The organism is Spirosoma endophyticum (assembly GCF_900112365.1).
Classification (GTDB): Bacteria; Bacteroidota; Bacteroidia; order Cytophagales; family Spirosomataceae; genus Spirosoma; species Spirosoma endophyticum.
In genome coordinates, this window is record NZ_FOLQ01000012.1 from 122,478 (window position 1) to 147,967 (window position 25,490).

General features: G+C 45.9%; 26 protein-coding genes. 9 read left to right on the forward strand and 17 right to left on the reverse strand.

The genetic code is table 11. The annotated features are described in order from the left end of the window. Window positions 1-16: 16 nt before the first annotated feature. From BM202_RS24530 to BM202_RS24580, 11 genes are all read right to left on the reverse strand, one after another. Window positions 17-1,060, reverse strand: a complete 1,044-nt coding sequence (locus BM202_RS24530; protein WP_093831115.1) for a TraJ family protein — start codon at window positions 1,058-1,060, stop codon at window positions 17-19. Then, window positions 1,057-1,539, reverse strand: a complete 483-nt coding sequence (locus tag BM202_RS24535; RefSeq protein WP_093831117.1) for a hypothetical protein — start codon at window positions 1,537-1,539, stop codon at window positions 1,057-1,059. Before BM202_RS24535 ends, BM202_RS24530 begins: the two co-directional genes overlap by 4 nt. After that, window positions 1,536-2,471 carry a hypothetical protein gene (locus BM202_RS24540; RefSeq protein WP_093831119.1) on the reverse strand — a complete coding sequence of 312 codons (936 nt, stop codon included), beginning with the start codon at window positions 2,469-2,471 and terminating at the stop codon, window positions 1,536-1,538. The genes BM202_RS24535 and BM202_RS24540 overlap by 4 nt, the downstream gene beginning before the upstream one ends. Next, window positions 2,455-3,435 (reverse strand): zinc-binding metallopeptidase family protein, encoded by a 981-nt coding sequence (locus tag BM202_RS24545; protein ID WP_093831121.1) that lies wholly within the window; start codon window positions 3,433-3,435, stop codon window positions 2,455-2,457. The genes BM202_RS24540 and BM202_RS24545 overlap by 17 nt, the downstream gene beginning before the upstream one ends. Continuing rightward, complete coding sequence (locus BM202_RS24550; protein ID WP_093831123.1) at window positions 3,432-5,960, reverse strand: TraG family conjugative transposon ATPase; 2,529 nt, start codon at window positions 5,958-5,960, stop codon at window positions 3,432-3,434. The genes BM202_RS24545 and BM202_RS24550 overlap by 4 nt, the downstream gene beginning before the upstream one ends. Before the next feature lie 21 nt (window positions 5,961-5,981). Beyond that, entirely contained in the window at window positions 5,982-6,299 is a 318-nt protein-coding gene (locus BM202_RS24555; protein ID WP_093831125.1) for a DUF4133 domain-containing protein, read from the reverse strand. A gap of 11 nt (window positions 6,300-6,310) precedes the next feature. Next, window positions 6,311-6,643 carry a DUF4134 family protein gene (locus BM202_RS24560; protein WP_093831127.1) on the reverse strand — a complete coding sequence of 111 codons (333 nt, stop codon included), beginning with the start codon at window positions 6,641-6,643 and terminating at the stop codon, window positions 6,311-6,313. Window positions 6,644-6,706: 63 nt separating this feature from the next. Further along, window positions 6,707-6,940, reverse strand: coding sequence for a hypothetical protein (locus BM202_RS24565; protein WP_093831129.1), 234 nt, complete (start codon window positions 6,938-6,940; stop codon window positions 6,707-6,709). Between the two features lie 255 nt (window positions 6,941-7,195). Continuing rightward, window positions 7,196-8,059, reverse strand: coding sequence for a hypothetical protein (locus BM202_RS24570; protein ID WP_093831131.1), 864 nt, complete (start codon window positions 8,057-8,059; stop codon window positions 7,196-7,198). Then, the gene (locus BM202_RS24575) at window positions 8,059-8,682 is read right to left on the reverse strand and encodes a DUF3408 domain-containing protein (RefSeq protein ID WP_093831133.1); all 624 of its coding nucleotides are present in this window, start codon (window positions 8,680-8,682) and stop codon (window positions 8,059-8,061) included. Before BM202_RS24575 ends, BM202_RS24570 begins: the two co-directional genes overlap by 1 nt. Before the next feature lie 4 nt (window positions 8,683-8,686). After that, entirely contained in the window at window positions 8,687-9,412 is a 726-nt protein-coding gene (locus BM202_RS24580; RefSeq protein ID WP_093831135.1) for a ParA family protein, read from the reverse strand. Window positions 9,413-10,231: 819 nt separating this feature from the next. Between BM202_RS24580 and BM202_RS24585 the strand changes: the two genes are divergently transcribed. The 4 genes from BM202_RS24585 (at window position 10,232) to BM202_RS24600 (ending at window position 15,548) form a co-directional block, all read left to right on the forward strand. After that, entirely contained in the window at window positions 10,232-10,699 is a 468-nt protein-coding gene (locus BM202_RS24585) for a hypothetical protein (RefSeq protein WP_093831137.1), read from the forward strand. A gap of 1 nt (window position 10,700) precedes the next feature. Beyond that, a complete protein-coding gene (locus BM202_RS24590; RefSeq protein WP_093831139.1) occupies window positions 10,701-12,800 on the forward strand; it encodes a relaxase/mobilization nuclease domain-containing protein in 2,100 nt (699 codons plus the stop codon). A 257-nt stretch (window positions 12,801-13,057) separates the two neighbouring features. Further along, window positions 13,058-15,160, forward strand: coding sequence for a YWFCY domain-containing protein (locus BM202_RS24595; protein ID WP_093831141.1), 2,103 nt, complete (start codon window positions 13,058-13,060; stop codon window positions 15,158-15,160). Window positions 15,161-15,227: 67 nt separating this feature from the next. Continuing rightward, window positions 15,228-15,548 (forward strand): helix-turn-helix domain-containing protein, encoded by a 321-nt coding sequence (locus BM202_RS24600; protein WP_093831143.1) that lies wholly within the window; start codon window positions 15,228-15,230, stop codon window positions 15,546-15,548. Between the two features lie 2 nt (window positions 15,549-15,550). On the opposite strand, the gene BM202_RS24605 is transcribed toward BM202_RS24600, so the two are convergent. Next, on the reverse strand, window positions 15,551-16,402 hold the full coding sequence (locus BM202_RS24605; protein WP_093831145.1) for a M23 family metallopeptidase: 852 nt from the start codon (window positions 16,400-16,402) through the stop codon (window positions 15,551-15,553). A 117-nt stretch (window positions 16,403-16,519) separates the two neighbouring features. Here BM202_RS24605 and BM202_RS24610 point away from each other — a divergent pair, with 117 nt between their 5' ends. Next, window positions 16,520-17,908 (forward strand): DUF3945 domain-containing protein, encoded by a 1,389-nt coding sequence (locus BM202_RS24610; protein WP_093831147.1) that lies wholly within the window; start codon window positions 16,520-16,522, stop codon window positions 17,906-17,908. A 15-nt stretch (window positions 17,909-17,923) separates the two neighbouring features. On the opposite strand, the gene BM202_RS24615 is transcribed toward BM202_RS24610, so the two are convergent. Then, window positions 17,924-18,412, reverse strand: a complete 489-nt coding sequence (locus BM202_RS24615; RefSeq protein WP_093831149.1) for a lipocalin family protein — start codon at window positions 18,410-18,412, stop codon at window positions 17,924-17,926. A gap of 29 nt (window positions 18,413-18,441) precedes the next feature. Between BM202_RS24615 and BM202_RS24620 the strand changes: the two genes are divergently transcribed. Next, on the forward strand, window positions 18,442-20,070 hold the full coding sequence (locus tag BM202_RS24620) for a toprim domain-containing protein (RefSeq protein ID WP_093831151.1): 1,629 nt from the start codon (window positions 18,442-18,444) through the stop codon (window positions 20,068-20,070). A 142-nt stretch (window positions 20,071-20,212) separates the two neighbouring features. On the opposite strand, the gene BM202_RS24625 is transcribed toward BM202_RS24620, so the two are convergent. The 3 genes from BM202_RS24625 to BM202_RS24635 form a co-directional block, all read right to left on the reverse strand. Beyond that, window positions 20,213-20,557 carry a hypothetical protein gene (locus BM202_RS24625; RefSeq protein WP_093831153.1) on the reverse strand — a complete coding sequence of 115 codons (345 nt, stop codon included), beginning with the start codon at window positions 20,555-20,557 and terminating at the stop codon, window positions 20,213-20,215. Between the two features lie 166 nt (window positions 20,558-20,723). Continuing rightward, complete coding sequence (locus BM202_RS24630; protein ID WP_093831155.1) at window positions 20,724-22,010, reverse strand: Y-family DNA polymerase; 1,287 nt, start codon at window positions 22,008-22,010, stop codon at window positions 20,724-20,726. Window positions 22,011-22,012: 2 nt separating this feature from the next. Next, on the reverse strand, window positions 22,013-22,474 hold the full coding sequence (locus tag BM202_RS24635; protein ID WP_093831157.1) for a LexA family protein: 462 nt from the start codon (window positions 22,472-22,474) through the stop codon (window positions 22,013-22,015). A 113-nt stretch (window positions 22,475-22,587) separates the two neighbouring features. Between BM202_RS24635 and BM202_RS24640 the strand changes: the two genes are divergently transcribed. Together BM202_RS24640 and BM202_RS37350 are read left to right on the forward strand one after the other, a co-directional pair. Next, the gene (locus BM202_RS24640; protein ID WP_093831159.1) at window positions 22,588-22,887 is read left to right on the forward strand and encodes a hypothetical protein; all 300 of its coding nucleotides are present in this window, start codon (window positions 22,588-22,590) and stop codon (window positions 22,885-22,887) included. 476 nt (window positions 22,888-23,363) lie between these two features. Next, window positions 23,364-23,555 (forward strand): hypothetical protein, encoded by a 192-nt coding sequence (locus tag BM202_RS37350; RefSeq protein WP_177236671.1) that lies wholly within the window; start codon window positions 23,364-23,366, stop codon window positions 23,553-23,555. Window positions 23,556-23,684: 129 nt separating this feature from the next. Here the strand turns inward: BM202_RS37350 and BM202_RS24645 are convergent, their stop codons facing one another. Next, on the reverse strand, window positions 23,685-23,948 hold the full coding sequence (locus BM202_RS24645; RefSeq protein ID WP_093831161.1) for a DUF7683 domain-containing protein: 264 nt from the start codon (window positions 23,946-23,948) through the stop codon (window positions 23,685-23,687). Window positions 23,949-24,293: 345 nt separating this feature from the next. On the opposite strand from BM202_RS24645, the gene BM202_RS24650 reads away from it, so the two are divergent. Beyond that, complete coding sequence (locus BM202_RS24650; RefSeq protein ID WP_093831163.1) at window positions 24,294-25,427, forward strand: XdhC family protein; 1,134 nt, start codon at window positions 24,294-24,296, stop codon at window positions 25,425-25,427. Window positions 25,428-25,490: the final 63 nt, after the last annotated feature.

Consider the following 25,490-nt stretch of genomic DNA (forward strand, 5'->3'; position numbering starts at 1 on the left):
AGGAAAGTTTAAGCAGTTAGTAAGAGGTCGCGGCACCGGCTAAGCGACCCGCTGTATTACCCGAGGCTGCACCGGCTAGCTGAGTCGCCGTACGCGCCGGAGCCGACATCGCTCGTAAACCGTCTGAAACCCCGGTGGAATCCAATATCCAGGTAGCCAGTTTAGGGACCAGCAAGTACCCAAAAATACCGATGGCGTAGAAAAGCAAGTTGGCAATCGATGAACTCGGCATTCCAGGGTTGCCCTGAAGCTGCTGGAATTCTACATGCAGGCTGGACAGGTGAAAACTATCCAGAATGAACCCATAGATATTGGCAATCGGCACCCATAAAAGGGTATGTAGCACCCGCCCCACCCAGGCCGCAATGGAGGAGTAAAACCAGTCGAAACAGCCTAAACCGATCGTCAAAGGACCAAACATGCCTAAGATGATCAGGAAGTAAGTCGATATGATTTTTATGCCAATAATCACAATGAAATAAATAAGCCGAAAAAGAGCCATCAGCACATAGTTCACGGTGGTATCGATGACAAAATTGACCGCATCGGCGTACGCCGAGGTGATCGAATTACCCATACCCATCACACTGTCCGTCACCAGTTGAAACCAGGAGCGGTTATCTTCGGCGGCTGCTACCGGTGGCGGAGCATTGTTATTGCCTAGATTGTCAATACGCGTTTTGGCGTTGGTTAACACCTGTTGTTCTACCTCATCCCGACGGAAAGCGCCCATTTCCTGCGTCGCATCACTCAGCGTGCGGCCCATATAAACAACGCCGGAGTATAAACCTGGATAGGCCAGCAGGAGCATTGAAATAACAACCGGTCGAAGGAGTGGATATACATCAATGGCTTCATTTCGTGCCATGTGCGCCCAAACCCGGTAAAATACGTAAAACAGGGAGCCAATCAAGCCAATGGCCTGACCAATGGCAATGAAGGAAGAGAATTCAGGCAGCATCGTATCAAACAAGGCGTCAGCCGCTTCCTCAATACTGCTGATGGCCCCGTTGGCTAGCGTACCATTCCAGCCGGTTCCAGTGGATTGTAGTAAAATCATGGGTTGAATTGGAAGGAATTAACTTTTGAGAAAACTAACTGGCTTGAATTGAAGCCGCCAGGCCCCCGGCAGCTGGTGGCCAGCCACAGCGAATTGAGTTGCAATTTTGACGGACTTAGTAACTGCAACTTATCAAAACCATAACCCTGTGTTGCGCCATGATCGCCTAGCGCACTATGGGTTGAGTCATCCCAACGGAATGGCATGAAAGCCATTTCCGGGCCACAAGGGATTTTATGATTCGTGGTCGTATCTACGAGTTGCGAAAAGTAACTCCACAATAGCGAGTCTCCGGACGGTTTAATCGTTACACCGGCGTAAAAAAGACGGGAGCTACCACCGGGTAAAACGGCCTCCCACTGGCCTACATACCCAACGGGGAAATCAACTGCTGTTCGTCTGAAGCGATCTTGCTTTTGACAACTGCTTTGAGAGAAGGTTGCCAGTAGGCTGAGTACTACTACTAGGAGCTGTTTCATTTCTTTACGTAACGAATCATGTAAGGGTCAGAAATTCGCTTGCTGATCGCTGAACGCATGGCCTGTTCTGACTCTGCCATGCGGTAGTAATTGACCGAGGCTGCTACTTTCCGGCCAAAACTGGCTAAATCCGCGTGGTGCTGTTTTGCTTCAGCCAGGGATTTTTGTTGTAGTTTAAGTCGGTCATAGGGAGACAAAAAGACGGGCTTACCTTTGGAAACGCTAAAGGCATTCCGCGCCTTAATTATGTCGGTGCTACCTAGCGTGCCCATCACTATCGAGTTATTGTAAAACGCGACATCTTCATTTTTCCCTCTGTCGAGGTAGCGTTTAATCATTTTCGAGGTTGGCCCGCCACCATCGTAACTTTGGTCAATGGCATAGATTTCCGTTCCCCAAATGTTCTTGGTCGTTTGGCTTTCAATCTCTTTTATCGACGATTCCTTAATGGCTTTATTTTGGTCATTGTGTTGCAGGGCCCATTCGTAGCGCAGTTTGAAATCCTGATAGTTGAGTTTATTGAGTCGCTCCTGGCCATCTTTCCAGACGGTGCGTAATGAGGCGAGTTTCTTTACCAATCGCTTATCTTTGGTCTTCTGATAAATCGACATGATCTTCTCCGCTGCGGGAGCCACAACTACCGCATCCGCAATCGCTTTGATCATCTCATCGAGGGCTTTGTTCACGGCTAGATTAACTAGGTCAACGCCGGGATCAACAATGCCTATTTTGATTTTACTCTCCGTCATGCCAAGCACTTTGTCAATCTCGCCTTGCAAGGCGGGATCAGTAGGCATACCAGCGTCCAGTTGACCGGGAGCCCGGACATCCGTCGCTTCATCTTGGGCCTGTCCGACTTGTGGACATACCACCAGTAATCCAACCAGTAGCAGCACGGCTACTAACCGGTTGTAGTTAGTTTGTATCGACATGATTCAGCCCCGATTTTTTTTGAAAACTACCCTGTTTGAACTCGTTGGCCTGCTGCTTGGCAATGCGATAGACATAGATTCTCCGAAGCTCGTCCCGAAGGCTCCCAACATCCTCAAGTCGTTTTTTGATCGCCGTAGCCGCCTGATCCAAGACATCCATGCGTTCCCCTTGCGCCATCCAGGAAACCGTAACGCCCTGTCCAGAACTGCCTAGGTTACAGACGATATTGACCGAAGAGGCTAAATCATTGGTTGCGCCAACGCTTTTAATCAGGGATTGATAGCCCTGACGCTCTTTGTCCGTGAAGACAGGTGAGGATAGTATTCTGTCCAGTTCCTGTACGTGAAATTTTACCGCATCAAACAGCCCCTTTATATTTAATTCCTTGTAATAGGAACAGAACTCCGGCGATAAGGTCGTATGGGATTTTTTCCAGGCATAATCCACCTTCAGGGTTTGATACGTAATTTTTTGTTGGCTGGTGTAGCCCTCCGCTACCATCTTTTTTAACCGCTCGACTTCACCCGCCGGTGTCGTTCCAACATCGGCAATTGTGGAGGCTAATTGAGCGATTTTATCGCTAATGCCCGACATGATCTGATCTTCTGCTTCGCCAATCAAACCCGATACTTCGTCCGATAGCTCATCCTTCATGCTAGCAAAGTAACCCGTCAGATCACTACCAATACTACTTAAGACATTATCCGGGGAGAGCTGATTTGATAAATTTTCAACGTAGTTGCCAATCACATCGCCTAAGTCGTCTTTACTCACTTTGATGGGTGCTTGGCCCGGAAAGGTTACCGTAGGCTTTCCAATTAGCGGTACGTCAACAATGGGCATGTACTGGCTATAGTCAGGCGTAGAACCCGAAGAATCCGTTTGTCCCCAAGCTATAGGTTGACCCGCTATTGTTACAAGTACGCACACAAGCAGACCTATGATTTTGTGATTTGTTTTCATACTGATTTAAGGTCTAAATCCTCCGCTACGACTTCTTTCAGCGCTATATCAAAGTTGCCCCCGTTACTGGCCACCTTTTTCAACACCCTGAGTTTTTCACTCTCCTTGGTTGTAAAGGCGTAATATTCGGGACGTGAAACTTCGAGGCCATACACCCGGTATCGTTGCCCGCCCCAGCTGACAAAGAATTCTTTATACATGCGATTCGGATCATTATCCCGGTTCATGGAAAGTATCAAATCCTTCTCCTTATTGGTTAAGCCCAATAGCTCCTTGACGGCGTTGAATTTGTTTTCATACTTCCGCTGATCCATCAGAATCTTCGTGTCCGCATTGTTGATAATTGAATCTTTGACAATTGAACTACCAATGATGTCATCGACTTCCTGGGTAACAATCCAGGCTTCCCCATCAAACTTCCGCACGGTTTTATACAGGTACTTGATGTAACCCGCCATGTTCGGCGTCATGATGGCTTTCCAGGCTTCCTCAATCAAAATGATCTTCTTGATCCCTTTCAGTTTCCGCATCTTTGAAATGAACGTATCCATAACGATGATGGCCACAATGGGATAAAGAATGGGGTGATCCTTTACATTGTCCAGTTCAAACACCACAAAGCGTTCGTGCAACAGATCCAGGTTTTTCTTTGAATTCAACAGGAAGTCAAATTCACCCCCCTTATAGTAGGGCTTAAGGTTAAACATGAAATTGTTGTAATCGAAGTAATCATCCCGTACCCCTTCCCGCTTCAGGTATTCGTTAAAATCCTGTTGCATAAATTCGTAGAAGGTATCGAAGCAGGGAAATATGGACTCATCGACCTGAAGCTTCAGGAAGTACCCTTTTACGGCTGAGGATAATGCATTGTATTCGGCACGGCTGGTTTTTTCCTCGATCGATTTCCAGAGCGTTAATAACAGGTTTTTAAGCGATTCCATCTTTTCGGTCTCCGGGAAAGCCCGTCCCTCCAGGAAAAATGGATTAAAATGGATGGGTTCTTCCATCGTGTAGGTGATGTATTTCCCCCCCAGCATACCACACAAACCCCGGTAGGAATCCCCCACATCCACGATGACAATATGCGCGCCATGTGTGTGATAGCTGCGTAAAAAATGGTTGGTTAGAAAGCTTTTCCCCGATCCACTGGGACCAATGATAAACTTGTTTTTGTTGTTGATCCAGGTTCTGTCCATTGGTTCATCGGAAAAATCAACCCACAGGGGTCGTCCCGAAAGCCGGTCTACCACGCGAATACTATTTCTGGCCGATTCAGAGGTGTAGTAATTCGTTTCGTGGTTGAATAAACAAGCCGCCTGGGGAGCAAACTGGGTGAAGGTGTCTTCGCGCGGTAAATCGGCCGCGTTGCCGGGAATACCCGCAAAAAACAGAAAGGCCGCATCCCGCGTATTTTCCCTCGGCTTTAGATTCATCTTGGCAATGGCTGCTGTCGTTTTATTCCGTAGTTCAGGCAAGCGAAGTTTGTCATCTGTCCAGACCTGTACGTTGGCATGAATGCGAACTGGTGTCCAGGACTTTTCAGCGGCCAGTGTAAGAAAGCCGTTAACTAAGTCCGCATTAACCTTATTGGCCCGGTCAAAATTGGATAAAGCCACCATATTGCCCGCTTTCTTTTCTAACTCGGCTGTTATCAATGTTTTATCGTCAATAAATACATATTGATTATAAATATGATTGCAATCCAGCATGAGTCCAATTGGCGTGGAATACCCAACTGACAACGTTGAATTTTCAGTCGAAAGAGCGCCAATCCGAACATTGGTACTGATCGAGTCCGGCATGTCATCGACCTGAGAAATAGTAAAAAACTTTGAGTATTTGTTGCCAATACGTAACTCATCCTCGGAGGTGAAATCAAAATCGGCGAGTGGCACAACCTCATCGTTCAAGGATAGGGTCATGTAGCGTTCGATCAAACCCGCTTTATCAACCGGGGCGTTCTTGTCCGGTTGCAATTCATCGTTACCAAGGCGACGACAGGTGATTAGCCGGTTTGATTCCAGTATTGATTTTAATTGAAGTACAGCCACCATAAACTTGTCAATCTCCCCTTTGCTAAGCGCCCGTTTCGGCACTATATGCGCTTTGACCAGCGAGGTTAGTCCCGCGTGGGTACGGGTTCTTTCCCCCTGAGAAAACGTTAGGTAGACATAACATTTGTGATGTAGATACGGGCGCTCATTAAAATGCAATTCGGCAGATCGATCTAAATAGCTTTCGGGAAGTTCCTTTGTGTTTGGTTTATAGGTCTCTTCTACAAACCAGTCTTGCTTATGAAGAATCGTACCCGCCGGTAAAACGCCAATGGCCTTACTCCACGTTTCAACCAACTCCCGGTAATCTCCCATCTCAACACCCTCTTCGATACGGGCATTGAGGGTAAAAATTTCCGGTAAGATAATCTCGAAGGCAAGGGTTAAATCACCCCATTTAGTGAAAATACAGTTTTCTTCAACTGCCCCAAGAGGAAAAATTTTTGCTAATTCTTTAACCGAGTATTTCATGATGGTCCGCTTTAGGAGTTATTACTTGCGCAGATTCCGATAAACTGAATCTTGCCGAACCGTTACGATGCCAGGTAGTTTTTTGCGTGCTTGCTGACGGGCATACCCGCCTGCCCCCGATTTTGCGGACCGTCTAACCAGTCTCATATAAACCACGTATATCCCTACGCCACAGGCGGCAAATATCATCCAGCCTGGTAGGGGTACAAAGACGGCTGACACCCCCCCCGTTACAATGATGAAAATAATCCATTTGATCAGCTGGCCTAGGTAATCCATACCTATAACCCCTCTGACCTGGGGAGGGCGGTCAGCCCCTTTGTTAATCGGGTAACCCATACGGCTGTGTATTATTTACCAAAAGCAGAGGTTAACACCAAGCCCACAACCCCCGCAAAAACGATAGCCGCTCCCCAGTTGATGACGCTCTTTTTGAAATCAGGATCGTTATTGAAAAATTTACTGGCGCATTGAATGCCGCCTACGAACCCCATAATCAGGCAAAGAGGAAGCATCAAATCCCCAACGCTTTTTCCCACGTCCTGTAGCTCGGACGTTGCTTTATCAACCCCTTTCGCAATCGCTCCGGATTGGAGTCCCTGGGCAAAAACTGACCCTATTGACAGAAGGAATCCCAACACTAAGGAAAGGGCAGAAAAATAAATGGTTTTAACATTTTTCATGGGTACAAAAAATTAAACGGTTACAAGAGAATGTGACTAGAAAAAATTGATTGTGTGTCTTCGTTAAAACAGCTTACGGGATGGGCCTGAGGCGAAGAATCCCACGACCAGGCAAATCAGCAAGACCAGTCCCTGAATGGTATTTCCTATTGAAGCCAGTTCAGCTAAAGGCTGGCGAATCGAGTGATAAGTCCCGGTGAAGGGCTGATCAAACAGACCAAGCCTTGCCCCTATTCCTACCACGATGAGTACTAAAAATGTACCTCTGGCTAACCAGTTTAAGCGTTTTAGTTTCATGGTGTTTTTATTGAACTTTTTGGTGAAATGATAAAATTAAATTTAGTTTCTAGGCCGTTCAATCAACCTTACATAAACTATTATACAACTAACCTAGGGCCTGGAAATGGAATTACAAACACTTTAAGTATTCAATGCAGTTACATTAATAAATTTAAAGTGGCTATGTGCCACGTTGGTCCCCAAAAAAAAGGGGTTCGTCCCCGGTTGTTGTTGTTTCGTCCTCATAAAAAATTTTGTCATTTTTTGATTTTTTTAGTGGCCTACGTTCTGAAAAAACATTTCCTGAAATAGATTCCGATTGGGTTCTCCCTCCTCATTTGAAATTTCCGAGGAAGCCGCCACAAAACTGGATTGAACAACATTTTTCAAATTAACGTCTCCAGGCATCCGTTCTATAAGTGAAGCTATGATGTTGAGTAGGGTTGCCTGGTGCTTTTCTTGTTGCTCTCTCAGTTGTCTGTCAGCTGCATCTAGTCGCATGATTAACATCTCCTTTGTCAAGGTCGCAAACGTATTCATCCGCTCCTGGTATACGTCCAGCTCTTCTCCATCTTCCAGTAGATTATCCTGTAGGCGTTGACTCAATTGATCTTCTTTCTGAAAGTCAGATTCTATAGCTTGACTCGGACGTTTTCCGTCATAACCCTGCGACATATCAAACAAAGTTTGTTCCCGTTCGTAGTCGATGTCATTTTCTTTCTCACGCTCCAGTCTGTAAGCCTGTTGCAAAGCATAAATTTCCTTCCAGGCATCGGACATCTTTGGCTCTTCCGACTTTGTTCCTGCTACCAATCCCTGTTCACCTGGTAAGTTACCAGGCTGAATGGCAGCAACTGGAGTGGGTTGTAAAGGCGGGTCAGGCTGGCCGTCTGGCTCAACTTTAGGTGAGTAGCCATTTTTTTCAAGTTCTGCTATACGCGCTAAGACACCTTGATGTTCTTCGGAGGTAACATAATTCATCGGCACTTCCTTGGAAGATGCTGACTGATCGGATTGGCTTTCGGTAGAAGTTTCCGAAAGGGTTAATACCGAGGGGGTATTTAAAAAATACCCCCTTAGATACCAACCTGAGACACTCAATCCTACTACACCAACAACAAGTAGTATCGTATCCATTATTCGAAACGTTTACGGGCTTTCCATTTAGCAATTAACTCATCAACCTCACTTTTGTGTTCTGACCGGTGATGGGTCAACAAATTGTCGATCAAATCACCTACGTTCAGTTTATACCCTTGCCGCCGGGCCTCACTGACCAGGACAGAAAGTAAATAATGAGATTCTTCCGTAATACGCACCGGTTTACCATCACTGGCTAAACTAGTACCATTTTCTTTTACCGGCTTTTTAAAGAACGTTTCCAGATATGAACTGGACTTTGCACCCTCCCCTACTACCTTATTTTTAGGTTTGCGAGGTATTGAAACCGCAGACGTATTTTCAGTAGCGTCAGTGGCCGGTATAATCTCATTCCCTTTTATACTTACTTCTGATTCCTGTTGAGCTACTTCCCGGCTGGGTGTATCTTCTGATTCAGAAGTTGAGGTTACCTGGTTGCTGGATTCAGCGGGCGTTTCCGGGTTAGCCTTCTCAACCCGTTCCGGGGCTGTCTCTTCTTTAAGTGCTTCGCCATCGGATGATGGCCCACTGGCAACCGGATCGTTTTGCTGTAACCACGCCATCATTCCACCACTGGGTGGATTTATAGTCGGGACGGGGTTTTTGTTACTCTTGGCCATAAAATTATACAGTAGGTGAATTAGAAACAAATAATTTATTCAATTCCTGAATTAACGGTTTAATGACTGCATTAGGGAACAGGGTTGATCGTGTGTCCTTAATAGCAACTGTGTCAGGAATACGATGCTCCATAAAATGCACATTCATTGGCGTCTTACGTGAAGCGTTTAAGCCATCTAGATAGTTAAGGGCTGCTTGCTCCAAGCCGGAATATCGGTCCTTCCGTTCGCGGCTGTCAAACTTGTTCCAAAGCAAATATGTTGGAACCATCCCCCCGTTTTTATTGGAAAACTTCGCCATTGCCAATACGGTGTGCATGGTCGATTCAAACGACAGAGGATCAGCCTCCAAGAGTAGAACCGCAGCATCCAACCGCTGAATCATGCCGGGCATTCCCTCAACGTTCAGGGTACCTGGTAAATCAACCAGCACAAGTTCATTCTTGGTGGCATATGCATCCAGCTTAGGTAGGGTATTAGCCACTGAATCAGCATAGATAGGATAAGGCATCTGCCCTAATTTTTCTGCCTTTCTAAAAAAGCCCTCATCTGATTTCAACCGCGCAATTTCAGATGTACGGATCGATTGTAAGCTGTGTTGAGGAAAGTCACAATCGAAAATAGCGACCGGTACACGCTCGACCTGATAAAAGTACGTAGCGACGTGAGTTGTAATGCTGGTCTTGCCAACCCCACCTTTCTGGGAACAAAACGAGATGAACTTTGCCATTATTAAATGTTAAAATGTTGACTTGTTACATTTTTACAATGTAAGGTTAATGCATTCTTACATTGTAAAGTAATCACATTATCACAATGTGAGATCAATACAACGCAATAATGTCTAAATGTATAAAACTTACAATGTATAAAACAAATATTGTAAAGAAAATACTTTGTATAAATGTAAAAATGTAAAAAAGGTACAATGTAGTGTTATAACAATGTTGATATAGTACAATGTAGCATTTTTACATTGTGAAAACTTCACAATGTAAAAAACGCAAAATGTAAGAACCAAACAATGTAAGAAGTGGATATTGTAAGAAACTTACAATGTAAAAAGTACACATTGTAAAAATGTAGCGGTATGCAATCGAGCTATACGTAGCCGATAGATGTAAAAATGTTACATTCTTACATTATTACATTTTTACAGACAAGCTACACTTCTAAGTCAGTTATTTGAAAAGTGCTCATTATGTAAAATTGTAACACTCTTACATTGTATGAAATGTACATTGTTGACAGCTCTACCGGGTTTGTCGAACCGATTGGTGAGCGAAAGTAGGTACCTTAATATGTGAAAATGTAACATTATTACATTTTCACATTGTTACACAATATAAGTCCTCCCCTTACTACCCTCATAAAAAATTTCTCGTTGGTTTAGTTGGCGTCTCGTTTTTCGGAATAGCTTTGTTTACAACAAAGAGCAAGATGTGTTTTGCGGCACGCAAAACCTGCCCTTGCGCTAACGCGACTATGGGCAGCATCTTGCCCCGGCGGGGGCCTCCTCTTTGCTACGCAGTCTGAACTACGGGAGATAATGGAAAACAAAGCGGAAAATAAGCAGCTGAATCCAGGCGGACGCCCGAATCTTTCGGGCGAAGAGGTTCTCGCCTACCGGCTAGTGACGCGGGTCAATGAGAAGGATTATTTGGCTATCCAACGAGATTTTAGCCTATGGCAAAGTGGTCGGGTAGGGCGGATAGCTGACTACCTGCGGGAAATTATTTTAAACCGTAACACGCCAAAGCTAACGGTAGCCAAAGGAGACATTCAGAAAGACCAGGTTGTTGAGCTAACCCAGACCTTACATAACATCCGGCAGCACCTCAAGCATCTGGATACGAATTATAACCAAATCGCTAAACGAATCAACAGCATCGAACATACCGGAAAACTTCATTACGAAGTGCAGACAAGTAAGGTCTTTATCGATAAAATAGGGCCAATAATCACACAGATAGATAGCTTAGTAAAGGCACAAACAGAAGAAATTTTTAAAAAATAGGATGGTTATTCGGCTGACAGTTGGGGCACAAATCGGCGGGGCACTTCGCTATAATGAACAGAAAGTTGTTCAGAAGCAGGCCCATGTCCTGGGTGCAACCGGCTTTGCCAACAACGAGTTAGCTGAAAAAAGCCATAATTATGCCACCAATGTTCTGGAAAGCCAAGCTAAAAAGAACTCGAATGTCAAGAAGCCTACACTTCATTTCTCGCTCAGTTTGCATCCAACCGAGCAGGTAAGTGATGAGAAATTCAAGGCGATGGCTCACCAGTTCATGGCCGAAATGGGCTATCAGAATCAGCCGTATATGGTCTATCGCCACCATGATACGGCCCACCCGCACATTCACATTGTAACCACCTGCGTAAACGAATCGGGCGAAAAAATCAACGATTCCTTTATCAAACGCCGGACCAATGCCGTGCGTCAAAAGCTTGAACTACGATTCGGCCTTATCAAAGCGCAGGGCCGTGGTAAGGGAAAAACAACTGAACAGAGCCAACATGTGCCACCGGAGCACGCTCAGGAAGTCCAGTCGACGCAGGCCCAGAAAAAGGGAGGTTTTGAAAAGAAAGATCAGCTGGAGGCCATCTTACGCCAGACATTTCAACAGGGTGCATTCGACAATATTGACGACTACCGTGCTTTGTTGAAAAAGCAGCATGTTCATACGGTCCTGCACCAAAGTACGCTGAATGGGAAATCCGTTCGGGGTATCAGTTACCAATTCACCGACGAAGCGGGTAAAGCGGCAACTCCTCGTATCAAAGCTAGTGAAATCGGAGCCTGGGCGTGCTGGAAGGAGATCGAAAAGCAGTTTGGTAACCCTGGCCAGCAGCAACAAAAAGGACAAGCTCAGAAGCAGGAGCAAAGCCAGCCAAACCTGCTGACCTACGAGCAGTACAAAGCGCTTGCCACCCTACTGTCAGAGGAGTTAAGGGCTTATAAGAAAGAGCAGCATATCTATTATGATAGCGCTCTGATCGAGAACTTCCCAACGGCAGCTATGCAAGCCCGGCTTCACGCTATTACGCGAAAGAAATTAAGCGATGTAGAAATTGGTGAGGCTGTACGCCGTTTCGAAGAATATAAACGCGCACAACTGCCAGAAATCCTTAAGAAGGAGCAGTTCGCCTTTATCCGCACGATGGACACCTATACCAAGATTGCCAGTGAGATTCAGGGCAGTGCTCAAAATAAGCGGGAATTCTTTTCGGCACTTAGTGTAGATGTTTCGGTTGATGGCTGGATTACTAGCCCCAGCAATCGCCATTTAGCTTATCAGATCGGGCCTGCGCATTACGACAGAATCCAAACCGATGACGGTCCTGAGTTGAAAATGCCTAAAATTTACGCACGCGGTGAGCGAACAGTCATGCTGCTTAGTGAATCGAAAAAGCCTTTTAAAGAAAGCTATTACGATGTTCGAGCGGAGCACCTGGAACGCATCCTTAAGCCAGAACGGATGAATGTCATTCATGCGCAACTAAATGCCAACTACATAACCTGTCTACAAAAAGATGGGCCTGTATTAGGCGTAGATCAAGTCCGCTATTACTATCAGCGAGGCATTGTGATTGATCCTCAACTACTAGCTACGGGTAAGATGGGTAACGAAGCTGCTTGTACCATTCGGTATAATGCAGCCCCCGCTCAGTCGGCCGTATCTGCTGGAAACGTGTTTGAGAAGCAGATGCCTCACCTCAACCTAGAACACTGGCACAAGGCACTTTCTACCGAAGCCGGTCGATACATGGTCGCTCTGGCGTTATTGATCGATCAGGCAAAAGAAACAAATGGGAAGTCAAGCGATCTTACCTTCTTGCGTAAACAGATTCATCAGCGTGATCCTGCGTTAGCAAAATTCTCCAATGAAGAACTCCTCGGCGTATTAGAAAAGCGGAGTCTACAAGGAAAAGGCTGGATTAAACAAACCGATCTGGAGGCTAAAATTGATCCTAACACCTACATGAACGAGTACGCGATCAATGCCCAATTAGTAGACATTCGGGCAGCCGATGTACTTGGTTACGAACAAACGGGTAAGTTTAAGCATGTAGGAAAGGGAATAAAAAAACGTAGCAAAGGCCGCGAAATGTAAGAATGAACTGCGCAGTTATGCCTTGGTAGGGGAGACTCATTCTGAATATGTGTATACAGCGTTAATAAAAAAAGATTTCTTTTAGGAGGACGAAGTAACAACAACCGGGGATGAACCCCTTTTTTTTGGGGACCAACGTGGCACATAGCCACTTTTCAAGATATGGATGTAGCTACAGTCAGGAGGAAAATAATTTGATTTTTTCGAAGTAAAAAGTAGGTTAGGTATTTAATTATCAATCATTTAAAAACACGGTTATGAGTAATCAAAATGAACAACAGCAAAATGATTGGGTACACAAAGGGGTACTTACTGTTAGTTTCGTTATCCTAATGGTACACGTATACTTCTTCTGTTTTGATAGCCTGGAGTCGCGTGGTTATACATGGAGCATCATTGACGATTTCCTGTTAAAGATTAATCGGCACATTCACATTTTTGATAATACGATTTATACCAAGCTGATATGCCTATTACTGCTGCGGGTTTACGGCTGGGCGAATAAACCCAAAAAGGATCTGACGACCACCTGGACGACCGTGTTAGCGAATGGTATTCCCGGACTATTACTTTTTCTGGGAAACTTCTTTTTGTTGCGCATATCGTCAGTAGATGTGGACATCCGCAACACGCTTTACATTGGCACAACCGTGGCTGGATTTATACTGCTCCTGAGTGCAGTAAGTTTGGCAGGACGCATCCTAGGCTTTAACCTGCGTGATGATCTTTACAACGAGGAGAACGAACAATTCATGCACCAGGAAGAGAAACTGGAGAATAAGGATTCGGTTAACATTCAGATCAACTATATCTATGGAAAGCAACAGCGGAAGGGTTGGGTTAATATCATAAATCCGTATCGAGCCACTATGATAGTCGGTACACCTGGTTCGGGTAAAAGCTATGCAGTTCTAAATAACTTCATACGTCAGCATATCGAAAAGGGTTTTTCGATGATGGTTTATGACATTAAGTATCCGACTCTCACCCGGATTGCCTATACGTATTACTTAAAAAATAAGGACCGATATCCCGAGTTGAATAAAGATGACAGTACAGGGGAGAAAGGAATAGTACCCATATTCTGTAATGTCAACTTCGATAAACCACGCGAATCGTTACGCGTCAATCCGCTGCTACCTACAAGAATGACGGATATTCAGGACGCTATCGAAGCGGCTAAAATCGTCATGTACAACATTAACCGGGATTGGATTTCAAAGAGTGGTGATTTTTTCGTGGACTCGCCGATCAACCTGTTTGCTTCGGTTATTTGGTTCCTGAAAAAATACGATGACCGTCGAATGAAAAAATTTAAAGCAGAAGGACAGACCCACGACGAAAAATTTTACTGCACGCTTCCTCATGCAATCGAATTTATTTCTGTTGTCAAAGAAAAGCTTTTTCCGATTCTTCAATCGGAAAAGGACATCCGTTTACTCCTTAGTCCCTTTGCATCGGCGCTGCTTAGAGGAGCTAACAATCAGTTGGAAGGACAGGTTGCCTCCGCACAGATCGCACTAGGTCGCATTGCTAGCCCAGCGCTCTACTGGGTACTGACAGGAAACGATTTTAGTTTGGATATCAACAATCCTAAACAACCCAAGATCCTCTGTTTGGGCAATAACCAGGAGCGTAAAGAAACGCAGGGTATCGTCATTGGACTGATCAATTCCCGAATGGTTAAACTCATCAATAAAGAGGGCCAGCTAAAATGCTCCATTATCGTAGATGAATTGCCAACCATCTATTTGATGGGTTTGGATAACCTGATTGCCACGGCCAGAAGTAATAAAATTTCCACTTGCTTAGGCATTCAGGATTATACACAAATCAAAAAAATGTACGGAGATAAGGAAGCCGCCTCAATCTGGACAATCATCGGTAATATTTTTGCGGGTCAGGTACTGGGAGAAACGGCTAAGGATCTCTCCAGCCGGTTCGGTAAAATACGGCAACAAAGCCGGTCGGTGTCCATCAATGACCGGGAAACGAGTGTGAGCTTATCCGAGCGAATGGAACCCATGATTCCAGAATCAAAGATTTCAACGCTGTCACAAGGTTCGTTTGTGGGTAGCGTCGCGGATAACTATGATGAGAAAATAAAACTTAAAACCTTTAACGGCGAATTGATCGTTGAGCCGGAAATGCAGGAACAGCTCAAAAATCTGGAGAAGATACCAGTTCGCCCGGAAATGGAAAAATATACGGATGATGAAATGAATCAACTGGTGGCTGACAACTTTGATCAGGTTATCGATGACATCGAGATGCTGGTTGAAAAAGAATTAAAGCGCATTAGCAACGATCCCGATTTGCAACATCTGGTCAGCCAGTATGAGGAGTCTGAAAAAGATTGATACTTAAAATGTCACGCCAATGCAATTATTTAGCGTAAAATTTGACTCAAGAATTAGCGCGAGAATAATGCTGGAAAGTTTAAGTAACCGATTACGACTGGCCCGAATTGAACTGGGCTTGACCCAGGCTGAAGCTGCCAGCGCGATTGGTATTAAACAGCCTATGCTGCATCGGGCTGAAACATCCCTGGAGATAAGTAGTAACCGGCTCCTTCAAATTTTGGATTACTACGTTAATCAACGTCAAATAAATCCAGCCTGGTTACTGTCTGAACCCAATACCGACTTTGATATCGTAGTAGGCGAAAACAAGGTAATCGAACAGAAGCTTAAGCTCCTGCAAGGATTTCGGGAAACATTGGATGGGATTGATAAAGCCGCTAAGTAGCCTTATTTCCGCGTGAGGGTAGCCGGTCTAACTGGTTTCGATAAGAGAAAACAGTAGGGTAGGGGATCAACAACCTGCCCATTGTAACGAACGCCGTAGTGCAGGTGGGGGCCCGTAGTCATACCCGAAGCTCCCACCCGCCCTATGACCTGGCCCCGGTAAACAAAATCACCGGGTTTAATCCAGGTCGATAGCAGATGGCCGTAAAGCGTCTGATGACCTCGGCCGTGAATTAGGTAAATGGCTAATCCAATGCCTTCTGGTTGATTAATAATCTGTCGGCAAAAACCATCCGCTGTAGCATACACCGGAGTTCCTAAGGGTGCCGGTAAATCAATACCCGTATGCGATGCAAGACTACCTAAAACCGGATGTTGGCGCATTCCAAATTTGGAACTCATTCGGGTTTTTACCAGCCCAGTAGCTTTGTCGGCAGCCACATGGAAGGGTAATATAGAAGGGACATCCCGTAACCGGTTTAAGGACCGATCTCGATCCGTCAAGGGATTACCCCCCACCTTTCTATTGACTAAATCCTGACTTCTGATGGACGCTACCCGCCGTGTCGCCAGGCTGTCTATGTACCGTAAAAATTGCAAACTATCCTTAATGGGATCAAGTACCGGAAAAGAAGGAGCCGGTTTAGCGGGGCTTACCAGGTCTGGTGAAGAACCAGTCTTATCTAAATAGGTTATCGGAAACGAATGCCCGGTAGTTGGCCGGATCGTATCCGTTGATACCTGCTTCGAATAGGGTGAAAGCTGGGCAGGAGACGTAAAAACGCCCTGGGCCAAAGCGGTTGGAGACCCAATCAAGAACGTAGAAATTGTGAGTAACTGTTTCGAGAAGCGCATAGACAAAAATAATAAAAGATTTTCTTGGATGCTATTGTATTCTAGTATATACTATAGAAATTAGCCTTCTCAAACGATACTTAGTCCCGTAAAACTGAATCCCGACCAACAATCCTTATGGCAAAACGAAACAGACCTAAACAGTCGCCAAGCTTAAGAATTAAAGCCGTAAGCGAGGTGGCCCCCGAATCCGAGCAACTCAAAGAACAGTTCTATGAACTGCTCTTACCCGAAGAATATCAGGAACTAAGGCAATACCTGGGAAACGACGGATTCTTAAGTAATGACGAAATCAGTGCTGCCTTACGAGATGGTCGATTAGTAAAAGAAGAGCTATCCGAAAAGCTTTCGGCGTTAAATCTGCCGACCGATAATAAGGGCTTACAGGAGAAGCTGACGGATTACCTCTGGGAGCTTCACCAAATCATTCAGGACCCAGCCTTAGAACGCATCCAGGCTGATAAATTCTACCAGGTAGAAACCATACAAACCATTCCTGATGCCGAACGCAAGCAAGGAGAGGATGAACAATCCAAACAACGGGAACGGGACAGAAGTCTCGAAATTGTAAACGGCGGACTCATTGCGAACTTTCTTCACAATTTCAAGAAAGCCTACAACCTGGAAGATAATCCAGAAATAGACATGGGAAAGAAAACACGTTTTCAATGGCAGGATGTCGAAGCTTCATTGGAAAAGATGGGTCTCACGCGTGAAATGCTAGCCGAAACAGGCAATTTGGACCGCTTATTAAAGGGTGAGAAAACCGGGGTCATTGACTTTAAATCAGAATACAATGGTCAGGTTACGGCCTTACGGGGTAAGATTTATTTGGTCAGTCAAGGAGATGAAGTAAAACCTTTTTTTCAATCGGTTAAGCAGACGCTGCAAGTGCCCGATCAGAAATGGGGGTACTCGTTTAGTCAGGAGGATAAAGACCTACTCAAGCAAAAAGGTGAGTTAGGCAAACAGGTCGAGTTGGATGACCGAATTACAGGAAAGAAATACAAGGCGTACGTCGGTGTCGATCAGGAAACAAACTCGCTGACCATTTGGCGCGCAGATAGGGTACACATTCCGATCCAGATCAAAGGGATTACCCTGTCAAAAGAACAGCAGGAATCCCTACAGCAAGGAAACCCCATACGGTTATCCGGTATGACAGGTGAGAATGGCCAAAAATTCGATGCTGATGTACAGGTATCGGCTGGCAGGCGGAGCCTCAGCTTTTCGCCCCCTTCCGAAGCGATCAAACAAACCATCGATGTAAAAACAGCGAAGGAGATGAACCGCGCGTCGGACCAGCTGCAAGGCACATCCGTCGGCAGTGCAACGACCAAGACCCAGCTACCCGCGCAGAAAAAACAGAGGGAAGAGTCAAAAAATAAGGGTATCGATCCGGAAGTAGCAAAAACCGGTGAACCAGCCGCTAAAAAAGAGCTGGATAAAAATAAGAGCCAGGCTAAAAACAAAAAGGCCCAGAAGGATCAGGGTCTTGGTGTCTAATCGGAGTACCGTTACTTACTGCCGAATCCAGGTCAGGGTTGCTTCGTGCGTTTTTTTGTCTTCGCTATCAATCAAGTCAATATGACGATGCCAGACCATTGTCGTCTTATCAACCGTCACATTGTGGTAGTCACCCGATTCATAAGGCGACAATACACTTAGGTTTGATCCTGAGGCTTTCCAGGTTCCTTTTTCAGCAAACCCGAACAGTTCTAACGTGCGGGAGTCACAGGTTTCAGAAGTCGTCCGGGATATTTTACCGTTGCTGGTTAGGTTCATGCGAAAATCATTGATACAGGCATCTCCGATTTGTTGCCGGTAAGCAGCCAGTAGATCCGTGACATTAGTACCCCAGACACCGGTAGTGCCGGGATCGATTGTCAGGGCCTGAAGTTTCCAGCTGCCAGCGACTAAAGCCGGATCGAATGCTGGTGTAACGTCTCCTCCGCCTTTTTTGCAACTCCACAGTAGCGTAAGGGATAAGAAAAGAATCAAACGTTTCATAGTTGTCAATCTATTAACAGGTTATTACAATGCCTACCTACAACCAACCCAGTTTTCAGGATTACCGCAGCCAAATATCCATCATCGAACTGGCCTTGCATGCAGGGTACGAATGGCAACCCAAAAAAGGGAAAACGATGCCTGTTCTTTACAATCCTAGCTTCGATGACCACATCGTCGTGAAGAATCCCAATGATCCGGCAAATCAAGTTTATTTCCAAACCGGTTCCTACGCTGATCGCGGTACGTTGATCAATTTTGTCTCAAATCGTTTAACGAGTTGTTTCAGTCAATTCAATAACCCGAATCGTACGCCAGCCCAATGCATCAACGATGTCCTGAAAGACTACCTGGGCATTGTTCCGGAACGGAAACAATCGGTGAAAAAGTTGGAAGACTTCATCCACCAGAGTTTTCGGGAAGCCGCTACTGAAAAAGAATTCTCCCTGGAGCATTATAAGCTTAGCCAACTCCCCGCCAAGAACTACCTGACCCAAGAACGTTACATCCTGCCTGATCTACTCAACTCGCCCCAGTTTTCGGGGACAGTAGCCACCCAGCGAATTTATTTCAACGAAGGCAAACCCGTTTCACTGGCCGGTAATGAGCAGTCACCTAATGGCGAACGGGTTCTTGAAAATATTGCCTTTCCATACATTTCCGGTGATGGAGAGGCAATAAACGGGTTGGAACTTAGAACCGCTACCTTTAAAAGTCACGCAGCCGGTTCAGATCGTAGCCACGGCGTTTGGATTTCCAATGCCAATGAACTACCCACCCAGCGGCTTGTCGTCGGAGAAAGCGCCATTGACCTCTTATCGTTTCGACAAATGGAGATCAGTACGGGCCTGCATCCCCAGGCTGACAGCCGGTACGCGTCCATCGGTGGAAGTTTGTCCCTGGATAACCTAACGACGCTGGAGAAATTCATGGATTCCTCAACGCAGCTGGTGTTTAGCTTTGATAACGATGATAAAGGGGCACGGTATGCCCTAACCGCCCTAACCGCGATGTCGAAAGATAATCTGTCGCTAACCCAGGCCAGCCAGCAGGGATACGTCTCCCTACAGGTTCCCTCACCCGCCTTACAGCAAGGCTTTACAAAATTGATCGAGGACCATAGCCGGGCTATGCAAACTTACATGCCCCAGAGTACAGGAGAATTAGGCGAGGACCTGAAAAAAAATATGTTTCATTGGCGAACGGATACAAAAGTGCCTACCCTTGAAATTCCGATCAACACCGCCCTTTTAAACACCGTTAATAACCAACTCATCCAGCAAGGTCAATTCTCGCGCTCGGTAGCCATCGTGCGGCCCAGGGGAAAGGATTTCAATGAAGATTTGAAAGTGGAACAATTACGTCAGCTCAAACGGCCAGTTCTGCTTATCAATCCAGCCAAGGGGCAAATAGTAAACCGTTTTTCGACGGAGGAGGAGGCCCGTCAATTCATCGAGAAAGACCTAACTAAAAAATTACTGCCCATTGGTACAGTACTACAGGTATTGAAAGCAGGTCCAAATCAGCTACGCCCAACCGTATTAGGTGAAATTCGGATAACCTCATCGGGCTTAGAAAAGACGGATACCGACACCTTCAAAACGCAGGCTAACCGGCAGCGTCACGAACCAAGTAAAACGAACGAACAATCTTTGTAGAAGGGGTAATAATAAATCGTTATGGTTTCAATTATCAATTGATTCATAGTTTTGATAACGTGGCAGGCTAAAGCTACTCGACAGAGGGATACATTCTAGTTTATAAACATGGCCAATTATCTTCTGATACAGTGTTAACTTACTAGTTATTGGGCAAATCAGGCGTAAATCCTAACTTGGCTAATACCCCTTCATACGAACTGACACCCTCAAATGCTAATGCACCGTTAATATCGGGTTCGTCGTCTTCATTGAGAGGAATTACCCATGCAGTAGCCTTCTCTTCAGCAGAGGGTGGAACAAGGGTTACCGCAATTTTGGTGACAATAACCTCCGAATTCGTGTGTTTACTTAAATCATCAGGGTGAGGAATTTGCAATACCCAAAGTATAGGAGTTGGAAGTTTGTAGTAACTATCTATGTTCCCATCGGCGTCTACGTCAATGCCAATAGGAATAAGATCTTTTAGGAAATAATGAGTAGGCATCGACTTTGAAATACTAAACTATCAACTACGTAACGAACCCCCTCTGGATTCACGGATACAGATGTTTATTAACTCTATCATAGAAACAATAATAAGACTATTTCGCAGGAATAAGTGATTTCTTACTTAACAGTTCTGGCGACCACATCAATCTCGATGCTTAAACTCATTTTGCCTCCAATATATCTTCCCAGCGTGTTGTGTACCTAGGTGACAAATACTTTTGCTTCATCGGCCAGTCAGGGTTGTACTGCTGAGAAGCCAGCCGCAATTTGTCCTGGCCATAGCGTCGGTTCAGCCGATCAACCACAGTAAATAGCTGAAGCATTTTCTCGTTTGGCCCATCGACAAATACTCCTTTCTGCCGGTAGTCAAAAGGCACCAGATCCGTGAGCATAACACCGATCTTTTGATAGTTGTAACCAAAGGCAAAGATGGCCTTGAGTCCACTAACAGCGTATTTTAATAGGTCGGGGGTGCTATTCGTCGGGTGCGGTAATTCGACCGTAATACTCTTGTAGTAATGCTTGGCGGGTAGTCCATTGCCGGGGGTTTTGCGAAACTTGTTCGTCTTGAGATACACCGTGACGGCCCCACAAAGCGAATCCTGTTTTCTAAGCTTCTCTGAGCACCGGGACAGGTGAGACGTTAAGGCATCCGTTAACGTTTCCAGGTCAGCTACCAAAGTGCCAAACCCTGGTTCAGCACAAATGCTTTTCTTGGCGGGTTGGCTTAGCTCCAGCATCTTGCAGGGTGTCCCTCTGAGTTCGTGAACCAGCCTAAGGCCATTCACGGTCATAAATTGCCGTATCCAATCGTCTGGTAAATCCCTGAGTTGGGCGGCCGTTTCGACGCCGTTGCCCTTGAGCATACCCGTATAACGGCCACCAACGCCCCAGAGATCCCCTACCGGAAATTGGTCAAGCGCCTGATCAATGGCCTCTTGTGTATCCAGCACGCAAACGCCAGCCAATTCGGGTTGTTTTTTGGCGAGTTTGTTGGCTACCTTGGCCAGCGTTTTGGTAGGGCCAAAACCGACCGATACCGGTATGCGAAGCCACTGGGCTACCGTTTGTCGGATGGATTCACCCAATCCCCGAACACTGGGATAAATACCCTCATACCCATCGGCCAGTATGAAAGCCTCGTCAACGCTGTACACCTCCACATCGTCCACAAAATGGGTGAGCGTGCTCATGAGTCTACGGGACATATCAGCATAGAGTGCGTAATTGGAGGAGAATACCTGCACGTTGTTGGCTTCGATGAGTTCCTTATATTCAAATAAAGGCTTACTCATTTTTATGCCTAGGGCCTTCACTTCGTCAGACCTAGCGACAATACAACCATCGCGATTCGAGAGCACAATCACGGGCTTGTCTTCTAGGCGTGGCTGAAAGCTCCGTTCACAGGAAACGTAAAAGGCATTCGCGTCAACCAGGCCGTAGAGCATCGCTAGATCAGTTTTTGAAAGGCAAACGTAACCCGACCACACACTTTGAATTTGTCGCCTTTATTGACGTAGATCGGTAGGTATTTAGGGTTAGATGATTCCAGAATGAGTTGATTGCTATCGACATAGTTAATGCGCTTAACCGCAAAATCTTCCCCTAGTTGAACGACGACAATTTTGCCGTGCGTGACTTCGGGCGAACAATAGTAAGCGTCCCACAACAGAAAGTCGCCCCGGTCGATGCGATCCCCAATCATACTGTCCGACCCCACCCGAATGAAGTACGTAGCTTCAGGATGATAGATGCACAAATCATCCAGGCTCAACACCCGTTCAATGTAGTTTTCGGCTGGTGAGGGAAAGCCCGCCTGTACATAGTCCATCAAAAAGGGAATGGCGTATTTGCGCTGGACCCGGGCGCGAAACACATCCTGGAGGGCAATCCGGTCTTCGGGTTCGATCATAACGGTGTCGGAAAACAAGCATGAAACCGCTATAATACAGTTTTGTTATATATAATACAAATAACGCATAGATAACATCCTATCGGCGTGGCTTTTTTCGTTATACTATTCATATGACAGATGAAGAAATTGCCCGGAATGCACTAGCCGTTAGGCAGCTGGCTTTTGTGGATGAAGTTACATTTCCCAAGAATGTTCCCCTAATCTTTGTGGAGTTGTCGCCGCGGCTAGTTTCGATCCTGCCGGCAGAATACCACGCGCTGCAAGTGATGCGCGAGAGCTTTACGGTAATAAATGTCATTGCCCGCTACGAACGCTATGTTGAGAAGTTAAAGCGGCACGAAAAGTATGAAGCGATAGAGGTAGCCGAGGAAATGCTACGCATAGCCAGGATTCAGGCCAGTAAGCTTTAAGGGTTGGGTAAATCAAAAAAAAGAGACCAAATTCACGGTCGGCCGCTGCCGTCATTTGGAAGAAAAATCAGTCTCACGAACTCACATTTTATGTGAGAATTTGAAATTGATTTGTGAGATGGCAATTTGAGAATAAGGGGAGATAAGATTAACGAAATTGGTTAAGGTTGGGGGGCGTTCTGGAAAAACGGGCGTTTAATTGGACAGCTTTTTTTTAATAACTGACAAGTGGTACCGCACCGCTAAGCGGCCAGCGGCTGTACCGGCCACCTCTATACTATTCGTAGCATACGGTCGGGTGATTGTGGCCAATAGCGAAGATGGTTAAAAGGAATATATTGGCTACCCTGCTAAGCCCAGCTAATTTATATTCTAGGAAGTTAATAGACAGCTAGTTGCAAAAGTCTATTTTCAAACTACACGCACCCGTTTGCAGTTGAACCTACTTGATAAGAACGTCTTACGTACAACACCCTATGCAAACCAAACTCGTTTCAAAATTACTCCCATTCGCTCTAGTAGCCGGTTGTCTTCTTGGCTGCAATTCGACCGACAAATCAACCCATGAGTCAACAGCTGATACGTTGACCAGCGTAACAAGGCCGGATACGGTTATAAATACCGAGTCTGTTATGGAACACCCAACTCCACCACCACAGGCTAAATAATCAGAAGGGGATTGACCTATCGCGGATCGGTCAATTAAAAGCTTAGGCAAAGGAACGCATTCAATCTTTTCGGGTAAATTGTTCCGCCCAGGACTCAAAGGTACTTGTGATAAAGCCTAGAGGAATGGGTCAAGACCCCGATAAAATCTCCACTTTTGGAAAGCAGTCTAATTGATAGATGTATTGATCGAAATCATAGCCCAGCGGTATCCACGACAAAAGTGTTTGCGCTTGTTGTGGACTGATCAACTGTGACTCATACAGCATCACTTCGTTTACCGGTAAGGCAAAGAGTACTTGCAAGTCAGCAAAAGGAACACAATCAACCCCCGCTTCCCCTACCAATACATTGGTGTGTTTATCATACCAGCTGATGACATAGTGTACGCCCATACCAGTAACGTGAAAAATTGGAGGGATTATCTAGTGCAGATCTTGATCGTATTCAGCTCACCGACGTAAAGCTGTCCAACATTTTCGACCTCTACGTCCGGGTAGTGCGGCTTTATCCCATTTGTATTTATAGTCGTGAAGGTAATCTCCTGGAGGACAGAGGCTACTGTCAATTCCCCAAATCAGTGATATTGGTAGTAACATCCGTAATCTGTCTACCAGTCAACTCTTTTTTAAACGAGACCTTTGTAACTAACCCGTATCCTGTTTTAATAGGATATTAACGACCGACAGGGGCTGGCTTTCATCCTTATCTGGTGGCCATGTCCTCAAACGTGTAAGGATATGAAGGAAATAAACCGTATGCTGACCGTTTATGAGCAGATTGACCTGGCACAACGGAAAGTGGCGCTGGCAACGGTCGTGTTCGTAGAAGGGTCGGCCTACCGGCGACCTGGTGCCCGGATGCTGGTCACCGACGATGGCCGCTGTGAAGGGGCTATCAGTGGCGGTTGCCTGGAAGGCGATGCCCTACGCAAAGCCCGCCAGGTCATGCTGGATGGTAAACCCATGGTGGTGCGGTATGATACCATGGACGACGATGCCAATAGCCTGGGTATAGGCCTGGGCTGCAATGGTATCATCGACGTATTTATTGAGCCGATTGATCCTCTTGACCCGACCAATCCAATTGCCTTACTGCGCGAATTTAGCCAGCATCGTGACCGCCGTGTCATCGCCACGATTTTGCGTAGAACACCCGGTATAAGTTTACAGGAGGGTAGTCGCTTTGTGCTCACGGAGCAACTAACGGAAGATGTTCCCGCTTGGCTTCGGCCCGATATGGAACTCATCATGCAGGTCGGTAAACCCTTAACAGCAATGATTCCCCTAAGAGATGGTGTGGTTGAAGTCTTTATCGAATATCTGGAGCCAGGTATCGAGTTGGTCATTTTTGGCGCTGGCTACGATACGATTCCGCTCACCCGGTTGGCTACCGAAATTGGCTGGCGGGTGACGGTAACCGAAGACTGCATTGCCCACCTGGCTCCCAAACGCTTTCCGGAAGCAACCTGTTTGCTCTACGCTGATGCCGAGGTCGTGACGGATAAACTATCTTTCACGGATCGGACGGCCGCCGTGCTGATGTCGCACAATTACCACTACGACCTGGCGGTGCTAACCAAGTTGTTATCGACGAATGTACCCTACATCGGTATGCTCGGTCCACGAAAGCGTTACGAGAAAATGAAGACTCAGTGGGAACGAACAGGTCATTCTTTTGCCCCGTCTATCCAGAAGCGGGTTCATTCTCCCGTTGGTTTAGACCTGGGCGCAGAAACACCGGATGAGATAGCCCTGTCCATTTTGAGCGAAATTAAAGCCTTTTTCAGCCAGCGACCAGCCGGTTTTCTGACCGACAGACCCGGACCGATTCATGAACGGGCAATCACCGAGCAGACCACGGTAGCTAGTTGATTGTCAATTCTTTGCCTTCGATTCGAGTTTTAACCATACGATGACAACTTAAACCCTAGCATT

What these genes read in the sequence shown, in the direction of transcription:
- BM202_RS24545 (WP_093831121.1), bottom strand. Translation starts at nt 3,435, where the DNA reads ATGAAAACAAATCACAAAATCATAGGTCTGCTTGTGTGCGTACTTGTA.
- BM202_RS24540 (WP_093831119.1), bottom strand. Translation starts at nt 2,471, where the DNA reads ATGTCGATACAAACTAACTACAACCGGTTAGTAGCCGTGCTGCTACTG.
- BM202_RS37350 (WP_177236671.1), top strand. Translation starts at nt 23,364, where the DNA reads ATGCAAACCAAACTCGTTTCAAAATTACTCCCATTCGCTCTAGTAGCC.
- BM202_RS24615 (WP_093831149.1), bottom strand. Translation starts at nt 18,412, where the DNA reads ATGAAACGTTTGATTCTTTTCTTATCCCTTACGCTACTGTGGAGTTGC.
- BM202_RS24535 (WP_093831117.1), bottom strand. Translation starts at nt 1,539, where the DNA reads ATGAAACAGCTCCTAGTAGTAGTACTCAGCCTACTGGCAACCTTCTCT.
- BM202_RS24650 (WP_093831163.1), top strand. Translation starts at nt 24,294, where the DNA reads ATGAAGGAAATAAACCGTATGCTGACCGTTTATGAGCAGATTGACCTG.
- BM202_RS24580 (WP_093831135.1), bottom strand. Translation starts at nt 9,412, where the DNA reads ATGGCAAAGTTCATCTCGTTTTGTTCCCAGAAAGGTGGGGTTGGCAAG.
- BM202_RS24610 (WP_093831147.1), top strand. Translation starts at nt 16,520, where the DNA reads ATGGCAAAACGAAACAGACCTAAACAGTCGCCAAGCTTAAGAATTAAA.
- BM202_RS24530 (WP_093831115.1), bottom strand. Translation starts at nt 1,060, where the DNA reads ATGATTTTACTACAATCCACTGGAACCGGCTGGAATGGTACGCTAGCC.
- BM202_RS24575 (WP_093831133.1), bottom strand. Translation starts at nt 8,682, where the DNA reads ATGGCCAAGAGTAACAAAAACCCCGTCCCGACTATAAATCCACCCAGT.
- BM202_RS24550 (WP_093831123.1), bottom strand. Translation starts at nt 5,960, where the DNA reads ATGAAATACTCGGTTAAAGAATTAGCAAAAATTTTTCCTCTTGGGGCA.
- BM202_RS24560 (WP_093831127.1), bottom strand. Translation starts at nt 6,643, where the DNA reads ATGAAAAATGTTAAAACCATTTATTTTTCTGCCCTTTCCTTAGTGTTG.
- BM202_RS24605 (WP_093831145.1), bottom strand. Translation starts at nt 16,402, where the DNA reads ATGCGCTTCTCGAAACAGTTACTCACAATTTCTACGTTCTTGATTGGG.
- BM202_RS24585 (WP_093831137.1), top strand. Translation starts at nt 10,232, where the DNA reads ATGGAAAACAAAGCGGAAAATAAGCAGCTGAATCCAGGCGGACGCCCG.
- BM202_RS24565 (WP_093831129.1), bottom strand. Translation starts at nt 6,940, where the DNA reads ATGAAACTAAAACGCTTAAACTGGTTAGCCAGAGGTACATTTTTAGTA.
- BM202_RS24590 (WP_093831139.1), top strand. Translation starts at nt 10,701, where the DNA reads ATGGTTATTCGGCTGACAGTTGGGGCACAAATCGGCGGGGCACTTCGC.
- BM202_RS24570 (WP_093831131.1), bottom strand. Translation starts at nt 8,059, where the DNA reads ATGGATACGATACTACTTGTTGTTGGTGTAGTAGGATTGAGTGTCTCA.
- BM202_RS24595 (WP_093831141.1), top strand. Translation starts at nt 13,058, where the DNA reads ATGAGTAATCAAAATGAACAACAGCAAAATGATTGGGTACACAAAGGG.
- BM202_RS24620 (WP_093831151.1), top strand. Translation starts at nt 18,442, where the DNA reads ATGCCTACCTACAACCAACCCAGTTTTCAGGATTACCGCAGCCAAATA.
- BM202_RS24555 (WP_093831125.1), bottom strand. Translation starts at nt 6,299, where the DNA reads ATGGGTTACCCGATTAACAAAGGGGCTGACCGCCCTCCCCAGGTCAGA.
- BM202_RS24625 (WP_093831153.1), bottom strand. Translation starts at nt 20,557, where the DNA reads ATGCCTACTCATTATTTCCTAAAAGATCTTATTCCTATTGGCATTGAC.
- BM202_RS24640 (WP_093831159.1), top strand. Translation starts at nt 22,588, where the DNA reads ATGACAGATGAAGAAATTGCCCGGAATGCACTAGCCGTTAGGCAGCTG.
- BM202_RS24630 (WP_093831155.1), bottom strand. Translation starts at nt 22,010, where the DNA reads ATGCTCTACGGCCTGGTTGACGCGAATGCCTTTTACGTTTCCTGTGAA.
- BM202_RS24635 (WP_093831157.1), bottom strand. Translation starts at nt 22,474, where the DNA reads ATGATCGAACCCGAAGACCGGATTGCCCTCCAGGATGTGTTTCGCGCC.
- BM202_RS24645 (WP_093831161.1), bottom strand. Translation starts at nt 23,948, where the DNA reads ATGGGCGTACACTATGTCATCAGCTGGTATGATAAACACACCAATGTA.
- BM202_RS24600 (WP_093831143.1), top strand. Translation starts at nt 15,228, where the DNA reads ATGCTGGAAAGTTTAAGTAACCGATTACGACTGGCCCGAATTGAACTG.